Source organism: Flavobacterium sp. MDT1-60 (genome assembly GCF_014844035.1).
Classification (GTDB): Bacteria; Bacteroidota; Bacteroidia; order Flavobacteriales; family Flavobacteriaceae; genus Flavobacterium.
In genome coordinates this window covers 2,645,309-2,657,987 of sequence record NZ_CP062159.1, presented here as the reverse complement: position 1 = coordinate 2,657,987, position 12,679 = coordinate 2,645,309, and the positions used below count along the sequence as shown (strand labels likewise).

9 protein-coding genes and 1 pseudogene are annotated in these 12,679 nt (G+C 34.3%); 1 reads left to right on the top strand and 9 read right to left on the bottom strand.

Annotated features, from left to right (window positions below):
- Window positions 1-797: 797 nt before the first annotated feature.
- Complete coding sequence (locus IHE43_RS11355) at window positions 798-1,115, bottom strand: hypothetical protein (RefSeq protein ID WP_192188024.1); 318 nt, start codon at window positions 1,113-1,115, stop codon at window positions 798-800.
- A gap of 74 nt (window positions 1,116-1,189) precedes the next feature.
- Window positions 1,190-1,663 carry an inner membrane protein YiaA gene (gene yiaA / locus IHE43_RS11350; protein WP_192188023.1) on the bottom strand — a complete coding sequence of 158 codons (474 nt, stop codon included), beginning with the start codon at window positions 1,661-1,663 and terminating at the stop codon, window positions 1,190-1,192.
- 126 nt (window positions 1,664-1,789) lie between these two features.
- On the opposite strand from yiaA, the gene IHE43_RS11345 reads away from it, so the two are divergent.
- Window positions 1,790-3,310, top strand: a complete 1,521-nt coding sequence (locus tag IHE43_RS11345; protein ID WP_192188022.1) for a hypothetical protein — start codon at window positions 1,790-1,792, stop codon at window positions 3,308-3,310.
- A 165-nt stretch (window positions 3,311-3,475) separates the two neighbouring features.
- Here IHE43_RS11345 and IHE43_RS11340 read toward each other — a convergent pair whose 3' ends face one another.
- The 7 genes and pseudogenes from IHE43_RS11340 to IHE43_RS11310 all read right to left on the bottom strand — a co-directional run bounded on the left by IHE43_RS11340 (window position 3,476) and on the right by IHE43_RS11310 (window position 12,678).
- On the bottom strand, window positions 3,476-3,976 hold the full coding sequence (locus IHE43_RS11340) for a GNAT family N-acetyltransferase (protein WP_192188021.1): 501 nt from the start codon (window positions 3,974-3,976) through the stop codon (window positions 3,476-3,478).
- A gap of 325 nt (window positions 3,977-4,301) precedes the next feature.
- Window positions 4,302-4,676 (bottom strand): hypothetical protein, encoded by a 375-nt coding sequence (locus IHE43_RS11335; RefSeq protein ID WP_192188020.1) that lies wholly within the window; start codon window positions 4,674-4,676, stop codon window positions 4,302-4,304.
- A gap of 507 nt (window positions 4,677-5,183) precedes the next feature.
- A pseudogene (locus IHE43_RS11330) lies at window positions 5,184-7,621 on the bottom strand (DUF4982 domain-containing protein).
- 105 nt (window positions 7,622-7,726) lie between these two features.
- On the bottom strand, window positions 7,727-8,758 hold the full coding sequence (locus IHE43_RS11325) for a glycosyl hydrolase 53 family protein (protein ID WP_225585477.1): 1,032 nt from the start codon (window positions 8,756-8,758) through the stop codon (window positions 7,727-7,729).
- 3 nt (window positions 8,759-8,761) lie between these two features.
- Window positions 8,762-9,859 carry a glycosyl hydrolase 53 family protein gene (locus tag IHE43_RS11320; RefSeq protein WP_192188019.1) on the bottom strand — a complete coding sequence of 366 codons (1,098 nt, stop codon included), beginning with the start codon at window positions 9,857-9,859 and terminating at the stop codon, window positions 8,762-8,764.
- 112 nt (window positions 9,860-9,971) lie between these two features.
- On the bottom strand, window positions 9,972-11,039 hold the full coding sequence (locus IHE43_RS11315; protein WP_192188018.1) for a SusE domain-containing protein: 1,068 nt from the start codon (window positions 11,037-11,039) through the stop codon (window positions 9,972-9,974).
- Window positions 11,040-11,070: 31 nt separating this feature from the next.
- The gene (locus IHE43_RS11310; protein ID WP_192188017.1) at window positions 11,071-12,678 is read right to left on the bottom strand and encodes a RagB/SusD family nutrient uptake outer membrane protein; all 1,608 of its coding nucleotides are present in this window, start codon (window positions 12,676-12,678) and stop codon (window positions 11,071-11,073) included.
- Window position 12,679 lies beyond the last annotated feature (1 nt).

Genomic DNA, 12,679 nt, shown 5'->3' with positions numbered 1-12,679 from the left:
GATAAATTAATTCCGTCTTTCTCCGTATCGGCAGCTGAAGCAATTTCAGGTAAATTTATTTTCTTTGATATAATTTTCTACTTCCTATAATGATTTTAGTTTGTGGTCTTATTTAAAAATATAATCAGGGACTAAATCTTTCATTTCATAAAAAAAATAAACACTTGTTAAAAAAATGCAAATAAATAAAAATTATAATATAATTCCTAGGTAAAAAAAATAGTATTAAAGAATATTAATAAAAATCCAATTACATCATTAAAATGCTTTTCCAGTTTTATCACATACAAAACTCCCTGTCAATATAAATCCATAATCGGCTGTTGGCTGGGCATCAAACAGATAATCTGCATGGGTACCTCCATATGATTTTTCCCAAAGGATGTCATGGGAATAACTAAGTAACGGTAAGAAAAGAGGAAGTAGTAAGTAACGTTTTTTCATACTCAATATTCGATAAAAATTTGGTGAAATTTAGTTTTACGCGCAAATCTAAGTTACTCATTTGTTAAAATTTTACGGGAAACCACATTTTGGATTTTATCATTCTTGCTTCCCAATAAACATGCGGAAAATTCTATTTTTATTTTTTATAAAAATTAAAAACCTCCGAAATCAAAACTGATCTTGAAGATTGGATGTTTATCCAAAAGTGAAATACTATTAAGCTTAAATATTATGTATTTAAAGTCAAGTTATCAATAAAATGGTTCGAAATTTGTCCCGTTAGGGCTACTAAATAAAAAAGCTTCAGAAAATCTGGAGCTTTTACTTAAACCTAAAAAAAAATGAATCTTTCACATTAAAGAAAAAACACTCCATCCAAAAAGAATTAAAGAAATTATCATCAAAATTTTGGATGCTTTTTTTTGATAAATAGCCTTTTTAGATTCTGAAAAGATAATCGCTGCTACTGCTAATAGAAGTATTTCAATGACAGTTAAGAGAAAAGCATTCTGAAAACGCTCAGGAAACAAGCTAAGGTAAGCAACCCTGCACTCCTCAAACTCAGTGTATATGGTGCATATATATAGCCACCAGAGTTTGTCTAAAACACCAACTGTAAGTAATAGTACACCAATACTATAAATAATCGATTTGTATTTAGATTTCATAATCATGCAAATTAGACTTTAGAAAACCTCAAAACTCCACAGTGTTGTGAAAGTAATGAGGCTCCGCTAAAATATTATACCGTAATGGATTCAAATTGCTTAAGGTCTCGGGTATTTTTTTGCACAGCAAGGGCCGAAAACAATCCTAATACAAACGACATTCCGAAGAAACCTTTTTCACTAAGCAGTAAACTAGCATTCCACAGACCGATAACGAGCAATACTATAGAGGCAATAGTACTAAACCAGCTTATACTGTAATACAAATCCGTTACGGGTATGCCTTCCAGCCTGTCGCGCACACTTTTTTGTACTGATATTACCGAGAAAAGACCAAAAAGAAGAATTGTAAAATAATAGCCTTTTTCATTGTAAGCCATTTCCGAATTATAAAGACCAATACAATACGAGGTCATACCTATAATTAAGGCCATCCAGGAAGCTCCCACAAAGGCAGTACTTGGTTTTAAGGCGTCATATCCAATATTTAATCCTGCATTTTTTGATTCTGAATTGTTGTTTGATTCATTTGATTTTAGCGGTTCCATAATTTTATGTTTTATAATTATGAGACAAATCTCAGAAAGAAACGGGAGTTGCCAAAACTAATTTATTTATAAAACTGACGATATAAAGTTCATTTTTATTATTTTTATCTCAGTAAAACCATATTTATGAATGCACTACACGAAATATCAAATATGATGAATAAAAATGATAGAAAAGCATTCATACACTATTTATCAAAGAAAAACAAACGCAAAGATACAGGCAATATAGAATTATTTAATTCTTTAAAAACTGACGATATAAAGCTTAATAAAAAAAAATTATCAGATAAAAAAAGTACCGATGCTTATCATGCTCTAAGAAAAAGACTTTACGACAACATGATTGACTTCATGGCTAATCGAAATTTTGAAAATGATACTTCGCAGGAAAATACTATACTCCGTCTAATTGTTGTGAGCCGTCTGTTTTTCGAAAATAAACTTGAAAAAACGGTCTTTAAATGTTTGGCAAAGGCTGAAGTGCTCGCAGCAAACATTGAACATTTTAGTCTGCTTAATGAAATATATCTCACTCAGATACAATTTGCCCATTTTGATCTGTCACTGCCAATTGAAAAAATAATACAGAATTTCAAAACAAATAAAAAACAGCTTGAATATGAGCAGCAGCTTAATTTGGGCTATGCTGTTTTGCGCCGTGAACTGGCTGCTATAAATCATGAAAGCCGAATTGTAGATTTCGAGTTGCTTATAAAAAACACTATTGAAACCTACGGAATATCATTAAAACAGGGATTAACTTTTAAATCTCTTTACCAGATATTATTTATTGCCAATGAATATGCCTCTATAAATAACAATTACGCACTTATAGAGCCATTTGTTGTTAAAAGCTATCGGTTTATTAGTAAAAAAGCAAATTTGACCGATAAGCATTTGTACTATCATATCTACATATTGTATTTTATAGCCAACTTCTATTTTCGTAATGGGCAGTTTACAACGTCTTTAAACTATCTTAATTCAATGTTTACGGAAGTGAAGAAACAGTCTGACAAATACTATCAGCGTTTTTGTCTGAGGTATTTTTTACTGCTTTCTTTCAATGAAAATTATCTTGGGAATTTTCAAAAAGCGATAGCGATAGCCGAAAAATCTTTAGCTTTAAATAAAAAAACAGATCCTAATGACAATAACGACATTCGTCTCATGCTTATCGTTTTTTATATACAGCAAAATACGGGACGTAATGCCGTAAAAGAAATGGCAAAACTAAACCATACCGACAGCTGGTACGAAAAAAAAATGGGCATGGACTGGACAATAAAAAAATGTCTTGTAGAAATCTTACTTCATATACAGGAAGAAAACACAGAACTGGCGATATCCCGAATAAAAAGTTTTAAACGGCGTTATAAAAAATACCTTTTAACTGTGAATGAAGAACGCGTTGTACACTATCTCTTGTTTGTAGAACAATATGTAATGAAGCCAGAAATTATAAAAACTGAAAAATTTCAAAAAACAATAGAAGGATTTATAATTACATCGCAAAACGGACCTAAGGACATTTTAATCATGAGTTTTTTGGCCTGGCTGCTCGCAAAAGTGAGACAGAAACCGATTTATGAGACAACCTTAAATCTTCTAACTACCTATTTCCCCGCCTCGCATTCAATATAAACTATACAATATTCTACAGTAAGCATCTAATTTTGTTCTTAATCAATGAATTTACTTTGCTCTTGCAAGGGCAAAGTAAATTCATAATTCTTTCATTTGAAACTGTGGTATCTAAATGAAGATAATGAAAAGCGTTTATAAAAAAAATAGTATGATTAAATGACATTATAATCTTTCTATCTTAAAATAAGCTACTTCTTCTTCATTTCTTATTAAATTATTTAATCGTTCAAATCCGGCTTTTTGCAATACATTCTGTGATCCAGTATTGTAAAGGTCCGTTATAGCTACAACTTCTTTCGTATTTGTATTTGCAAAACTATATTGAGTTATAGCCTTACATACTTCTGTAGCAATACCTTTTCCCCAATATTCCCTACTAAGCACATATCCTATTTCTATCTGGTTTGTATTGTGTACAAAAATACGAGCCACACATATTCCGATAAAATTATTATTTATAGTATCGAATATTGCCCAGCGACTAAGCCTTTTATTTTCATAATTTTCAAGCAATTCAGTAAACATCTCCACATATCTTTCCGGTGAAACATCAGGTAAATATTCTGTAACCTGACTGTCCTGAAAGAGCTCTAAAAATGTTTGCTGTTCATGAGATAAAAATTCACGAATTAGTATTCTTGGGCTTTGATAAAGAGTAGACATTAATTACGATAGTATTGAGATAAATAATTTAGAAGTTTTTTAAGTTTTTCGTTAAAAACTTTCTTTTGCAATACAAACGAATTTAGATTAAATAATAAAGCAATACAAACCTTTTTGAACTTCAAAAAAACAGAGGTGATAAAGCATACAAGCCAAATGAAAAGGCTTTGTGAAGGCGTGAAATACCTTTTAAAACCCAAAATAAATAGAGGCGAGCTGTCGCTCACCTCTATTTATTTAATTTCTTTTAATAAAACATTCTTTTGAAGCAGTTATATTACATTATGTCATATGACAAAACTAATCTTGAAATATTGCACTACTTTTAGTTAAAACAAGCAATATAGGTAACTAACCCTGACGAATTAACCGAAACAACTGTTATTGATGTCCCCGCAACTAACTTATAATAAGTTGACGTAGCCCCCGTCCATTTTGATGAAAGAGATGAATCAGTATACAATTGTGTACCTTCTGAAATAAAGGAAGAATCCGTATATAAATTTCTTCCAAGGTTTACACCCAAGTTACAAGTATCACTCCCCCCTTTATCATACAATGCAAAAGCATTACTTACAACATATTGAGTACCCTTCGAAAAGGAAAATAACGATACTTTTGGCAAAGGTTCACAGTTAGGTATTTTACCAAAAGAAATTCCAAAAGCAAATAATGCGATAATTAAAGCTGTTTTTTTCATTTGTTATTTTTTAAAATTATGTATCTCAAATATAAGAAAATTTATACAGTAAAATTAAATATTTTATACTTTTATCAATAAAAATCACAAAAACAAGACAAAAATAAAACGAAAACACAATTTAACAGAGATATATTTAAAGTGTGTTTTAAAACAAAAAGCTCTTACTAAATCAATTTAGTACTACAAAAAAGTTACACGAAATTCTCCCAGAAAATTTAATAAAAAGCGTAATTATTAAAAACATCGATTGGAACAAAATTCTTCAATATGCATTCATTTGAGTATAATTTAACAGATTCTTATGCTTGATTTGAGGTCAAAGTATTGCTTACGATAAAAAAGTCTTACTTTTTTCACTTTTTTTTACAAAGTAATACTAAAAACTATCCATAAAAATGAAGGACTTTTCATCAGGTTTAGATTTGCTAAGAAACAAAAAATGCGCAAATAACTTTGCGCATTTTTTATAAGAACATTGTTTCATCTAAACAGCAAGTCTGATTATTAAAGTTCCGACTTTAAACCTATTTTACCTTTCTGAAGTCCTTTAGCTGTTACTTCCAATTGAATGGCACCTGCAGTTTTAACTGCTTTAACCAAAACTACAAGTTTACCGCTGAAAAGCTTCATTTTATTCTGGTGAAATATTTCCAATGACGTAGCATCGCCATTACATGCAGCTCTGTACGTTGCTGCACCGGTTACTTTAAATTGCAGTTCATTAACTGCTGTCGGACATGGAATTCCGTTTTTATCTACCACTGATACCGTTACAAAAGAGATATCCTCTCCATCGGCCTTGATAATTTGGCGATCTGCTTCGAGAACAATTTTATAGGGATCTCCGGCCGTTTTAACCTCACTTTCTGCGGCTATCTTCCCATTTGAATCAAATGCTACTACTTTTACCGTTCCTGGCTCATATTTCACATCGTTCCACATTAAACGATAGCGGTTTTGTGGAGTAGAATTGTTTTTTTTCTGCACACCCATACTTTTTCCGTTTATAAAAAGCTCTGCACTGTCATAATTTGTGTAAACGAAAATCGGAGTAATTTCTCCTTCTCTTCCTTTCCAGTTCCAATGTGGCAGTATATGAAGCGTTTTATCCTGTGTATTCCATCTGCTTCTATAAAGATAAAAACGGTCTTTAGGAAGTCCTGCTAAATCTGAAATTCCGAAATAAGAACTTCTCGATGGCCATTTTTCATCATAAGGCGTAGGCTCTCCCAAATAATCAAAACCGGTCCAGACAAATTCGCCTATAACCCATGGCTTGTCATCCTGAAGCACAAAATCTTCATCAGGAACATTCGACCAGCTGCAAGCTTCGAGATCATAAGACGAACATTGAAGATCATCGTATTGCTTTTCTTTTTGCTGTACGACAGGAAATTTATAAATTCCTCTTGAACTCACAGTCGAAGCAGTTTCTGACCCTAATATAAATCCTTGTGGAAATGATTTGTAAGCTTCTTCGTAAAGATGCACTCTGTAATTCAGTCCCGGGACATCTAATAAAGATCCGAAACCTGACGCCATAGTCTGTTTTACCTGATCCATTCCCACCGTTACCGGACGCGTAGGATCTTCTCTATGAAAAACATCCTGCAAAAATTTAGCTCTTGTCAAACCTTCAGCTCCATATTGATCCGGAACTTCATTTCCTGAACTCCACATTACAATACAAGGATGATTACGTGTGGCTCTCACTAAATTTACAATGTCTTTTTCTGCATATTCTTCAAAAAAGCGATGATATCCGTTTTGTACTTTTGGTTTGGCCCATTCGTCAAAACTTTCAGCCAGAAACATAAATCCCATTTCGTCGGCCAATTCAAGCTGTTCAAAAGAAGGCATATTATGAGAACTGCGAATCGCATTACATCCCATATCTTTTAGAATCGTAAGCTGTCTTCGAAGTGCCGCTTTGTTTACCGCAGCACCAAGAGGCCCCAAATCATGATGAAGACAAACTCCTTTAAATTTCGTCACTTTTCCGTTAAGACTAAAGCCAACATGAGGTTCGTATTTAATTGATCTGATTCCGAATTTTATACTTTGTTCGTCTTTTAAAGTTCCGTCAGCTGCGTATAATTTGGTAATGGCTGTATACAAATAAGGTGTCTCAGGACTCCACAAATGAGGTTTGGCAACAGAAATAGTCTGATGAAATTTTCCGTCTTTCATTTCTGTATCTTTCTGTGTGGCTACAATAGTGTTATCTGCATCTTTTATTTCCGTTACCATCGACAAATTATGGCCATTAACCTCCGCTTTAAGATCAACAACAGCAGTATTCTCTTTGATGTCCGGGGTTGTAATAAAAGTTCCCCATTGTACAAAGTTTTCCTCTTCTTTTATGACAATACTCACTTTTCTGTATAAACCAGCTCCGGGATACCATCTTGAAGAAAATGGCATATTAGTCAGTTTTACAGCCAATACATTTTCTGATCCGGCTATTAGATCTTTGGAAATATCAATATAAAAATAGCTGTATCCATAACCCCAGTTTCCTATCTTTTTTCCATTTAAAAAAACCTGAGGTTCGCTCATGGCGCCTTCGAAATAAGAAGTGCTTTCTTTCCCTTTTTAAACTCGGGAATAGAAAATGTATTTCGATACCAACCTGTACCAATGTGAGGAAGTGCTCCGGTACGACCCGTTTTTTCGGTTGGAATTTTTTCTCCGTTTTGTTCAATTGCCGAAACTTGTTTATCCCATTCTTTATCAAACGGTCCGTAAATGGCCCAATCATGAGGTACACTGACTTTTTCCCATTTGGAAGCATCGAAATTTATTGAAGATGCCTCTTCTTTTACGGCTTTAGAAAAACGCCAGTTATCTTTTAAAATAACTGTAGTTGATTGTGACATCATTTTTCCAGACGAAAAAATCAGTAGAAATAACGATACTATTGATCTAAAAATTAATTTCATTTTCTGTTTTATTTTTTCACCACTAAGATATTAAGACAACTTATTAACGGTAAAATTTAATTTTTAATTTTTAATTTTTAATTTTTAATTTTTAATTTAAAAAAATCATTCTTTAAAAGCATCCAGTGCCGGTGATGGTTTTCCGTCAGGAAGCCAGGCGTTTAATTGATAACCGCTCCAGCTTTTTTCGCCTTGTGGTTCCCAATAAATAACGCCTAAACCTTTGTTATCAGGCACGCTTTTTACGGCTTTTATAGTAGCTTCTAGCATTTCTTTGGTGTTTTGTACTAATGTATAATCACCTCCAACTTCGACCACCATCACTTCTTTGTTGTAGCGGGAAGCCATGTCTTTTAGATTATTTTCTAAATCTAAAATGGTACTTTGATAATCAGTCTTGATCCAGTACGGATAATACGACAAACCAATTACATCATATTTCACTTTATTTTCTGTGGCTTTATCAAAAAACCATCTGAATTTTTCGCTTTTATTTCCTTCGTCCAGATGAACTATTACTTTAATTTTTGGGTCGATGGCTTTGGTCGCTTCATATCCTTTATCAAGTAATTGTGCCAGCTGATTAAAATTGTCTGTGTGTCCTTCCGGCCAAAGCATTCCACTTGGAATTTCATTTCCAACCTGAACCCATTCCGGAGTTACGCCTGCTTTTTTCAACAGTTGCAAAACATTGTAAGTATGTTGGTAAACATCGGTTAACAATTCCGGAAAAGAATGTTTTGCCCATGCAGCCGGTTTATTTTGTTTGCCGGGATCTGCCCAGGAATCACTGTAATGAAAATCGATCATGATACGCATTCCCATTTTTTGCGCGCGAACTGCCATGACAACCGTTTCTTCCGGACTGCAGTGTCCGCTGGCTTTATCATCATTTGGATTTACCCAAACGCGTAACCTGATGGTATTTATTCCGCGATCTTTTAATAATTGCAGACAGTCTTTTTGAGAACCGTCTGCATCATAAAATTTATAGCCTGTTGCTTCCATTTGTGGCAGCCAGCCTACATCTGCACCTTTTGAAAAAGAATATTTTTCACTTACCATTTTAGATTTACAGGAAGTAAACAGAACGGCAGTTATTATTAAAAAAGATACAATTTTTAGTGATTTTTTCATGTTTTAGTCTTTACTGAAAGCTTGCATTACGGATAAGGCATTGTTATCAAAACTATATAAAGCCTGATTTTCGAATGTAGAACCGCTTGTCGATTGTGGTCCTTTAAAAGCAACCCATTCCCCTCCCCAATACGCAAATCCTTGCCCAAATTCTGATGTTTTTACGATGTTTTTAATATCCATAACAAAAGTTCGTTGTCCTGCCGGAGTTGCCGGATAACCTGGTACCAACTGATCGTTTGTCCCTACAATATTATTAGTCTGATCATTGTGTAATAAGGTAAAAGGATAAGCAGTTTCTGCAATCAGGACTTTTTTAGTGAATTTTTTTCCTAAAGCATCAATTGTATTTTTTACTACTGTTAAATCTTTACCGTGCCAAACAGGGTAATAAGATAGCCCTATATAGTCGTAATCAACACTTTTCATTTTGGTGAAAAACCAATCCGTAGCACCGCCATTTACACCCGCATAATGAATCATTATTTTTGTGTTTGGTGCTTTACTGCGAACTGTCGCGCTGGCAGCAGTTAATAACGCAATACATTGTTGTTCGTTATTGATTAGATTTCCTTGCGGCCATAATAATCCGCTATTTATTTCATTACCAATCTGAATAATATCCGGATTGATTTCTGTAATTATTGTAGCGGTATAATCAGAAACTGCCGTTTTTAAATCGGTAAAAGATAAGTTTTTCCATTCTTCGGGAATGGTCTGCACTGCCGGATCTGCCCAATTATCAGAATAGTGAACGGTAAGCCAGACTCTTAAACCGGCTTGCCTTGCTTTTTGAGCCAATTGTTTTACTTCACTTAAACCAGAACGCCCATTTACAGGATTTTTCCATAAACGAATTCGGACTGTATTACAACCTGCATTTTTTAGTGTTGTAAGCATTTCTTCGGCTTTGCCATTGCTGTAAAATTTAGTTCCCAAAGATTCCATTTGAGGAAGAAAAGAAACATCTGATGCTCTGATAAAAGTATCACTTGCATCTGGCGGGTTAACAGCTTCTGTGTCTGCAGCATCATTACCTGAACACGAAACCTGAATTGCCGTTATAGCAAGTAACCCAAGAATTTTTATATATTTTTTCATGAATATGAATTATAATTAATGAGATTTTAAATTTAAAAATAAGTTCTTTTAATGTAAAGAAGAAGCCTCAAAATAAGCTTATTGAGGCTTCTCTTATTTTTTTAAATTCAATTTATGGAGTTGCTATGAACATGTAACGACCATCCAGGTCATTGAACCAGATTTCATATTTTCCAGCCTCAACAATAATATCTCCGCCATTATCGCCCCAGCTTACATCCCAGCTGTTGTTTGCTTTGAATTTCATTTTTCCGGCTTTTAAGGTTTGAGTAACTTTCCAGATATGGCTATCAAATGCAGATTTCACTAAAGGAACCTCTGTATTCCAACCCGTATCATCGCCTGTTAATACAGATCCGGTCAAACCAATTGTTGCATACGTTGTCATTGGTCCTGTATAAGGCGTGATTTTGTACGTTAATTCTTCAAGATTAACTTCAAAACTATAATAACCTGCAGCTGCCGTAGGGAATACACCCGGATCAGTATCGCTTTCTGTTGCTCTGTATTGTACTTTGGCTCCATTTGTTCCGTAAGCAGGAGCCCAGAAACCAATTTGTTCTATTAATTTAAAACCATCTTTATTAAAATATCCTGTATAATAAAACTTTACGTTTTCTTTTGTATCTCTGTAAATTGGCATGTTGTTGCTTGTTACACTCCATCCCGCTGCGGAACCAGGTCCTACTAAAAACAAATCAATTCTAGGAAATACACCTCTGTAAGGAGTCAATGCAATCGTAATTGGTGTAGAAAGTTTTGGCTCTGAAAGTGTTGTTCCAACCGTTGATTTAATTCGAACATCGATTGTTCCTTCAACCTCAGCTGTAAGACCAAGTTCAAGTGCTTTTGCATTAAGCTCAGCCACTGAAATAGAGGCATGAGTAGAAGTAGAAGAAGTAATATCTACCGGAGCTGCAAACTCTGTATTACTGGCTGCAAACTGTACCGTATAGGTAACGATTGTAGGTGTTCCGTAACTCACTTTTTCCCAGGTAAAAGTCAGGGCAGTATTGTTAGGTGTGTCTTTATTTAAAATAGTCGAAGAACCATTATCAGGTGTAATCATGGAAAAAGCAGCTTCCTGAGGTTCTAAGATCATCAAATTCTCTTCGTTTTCACAAGACCAAAGTCCTGTAATTATGGCAATAGCTATAAAAATTTTATATATGTGTTTCATTTTTTGTATCGTTTATGTTTTTAAAAAAGTTTTAGTAACCCGTGTTTTGAGTCAAATTTCTATTGGCTCCCAATGATCCTTCCGGAATAGGAAAAACGCTCATGTAAGAAGGAATAGAGATTCCTTTTGAAGAATTTCCTTTCCATGCCCAATTGTAAGATCCTCCGGTATATTTTCCAAAACGAATTAAATCTTGTCTTCGGTGTGCTTCCCAGTGTAATTCACGTGCTCTTTCATCAATTAAAAAATCAAGTGTTAATTCGCTTAGCGCAATGTTTCCAACAGTCAAGTTACTATTAGCCCTTTGTCTTAAAGCGTTTACATAATTTAAAGCCTGAGTAGTTGTCCCGTTTCCACCTCTTAAAGTGGCTTCTGCATACATTAAATATACATCGGCTAATCTGAATAATGGAAAATCAGTATCAGCATATGTAGAACTGATCCCGTTAACTCCTGTGGAAGTTTTATTAGAAAATTTAGATAAAATATAGCCTTGTGTTTTTACTCCAATATCTTCAATATCAATAGATCTTTGTTTGGCCGGATCGCCCTGAACACCTTTCCCTATAGTATTTCTGGTATCCTGACTGAATTTTGTCCCGTCAAATTTTTGAGCAAATTCTTTTCTTATTCTAAGTGCTCCTGTCCAGCCGCCAATTCCAAAGTCGGCACCATTGTTTTCCCATGCACCAATTTGTCCGTTTGTTAAAACCGTTGTTGCGCCCCAGTTTTGAGAAACTGCTCCATCTGACTGGATTCCGAAAATGATTTCTGCAGAGGTGTTGTTATCTGCTTTAAAGTTATCCAGGTATTTTGGTTTTAAAGTATAAGCGCCTGCAATGATTTCATTACACATTGTAATACAGTCATTAAAACGATTTTCCTGAATATATACCTGGGCATTCAAATACATTTTTGCCAAAATCATACGTGCCATAGATTGGTCCAGTCGCCCGTATTCATTCGTTCTGGCCGCTTTTAAATCTGGTAAAACAGCTTTAAGTTCCGTTTCGATAAAATCAAATAATTGTTTTCTGTTAAACTCAGGTCCGGTAAAATTTACAGGATCATTTTCGGTATACATTGGTGCTTTTCCAAATAAATCCATCATGTTATAATAAGCGTACGCTCTTAAAACACGAACTTCTTTACGGTAAAGTTCAATATCGGCCAAAGTTGCAGCATTAGTAATACCTCTTGAACTTAGTTTTTCAGGTGTACTCTGACGTAAAAATTCATTTGCATAAGAAACAGAAACCATCGTTCTGCTAAACATTCCTAAAATAACAGGATTTGCGGCCGTCCAGATATTACGTTGTAATTCTGCGGTTCCTCCGTCATTTTCATAACTCCAAACCAGTTCGTCTGTTGTTAATTCCTGCATGTACAATAAACATCTCGTAAACTGGCTTGTTCCTGCATCTACACCTTCAAGCGAAGAATTATCAGGGCCCAATACTCCGGTTAAAGTTAAATTTCCGTATACTCCTGCAAAAGCTTTTTTATATCCGTCCGGAGTCGAAAATAAAACATCAGACGAAAGAACGTCATCATCTTTAGAGACTACGTTTAAGTCATCAGTACAAGACTGAAAAACGGTAGTCAATGCTAAAATTGTTATTAAAATATATTTTTTCATC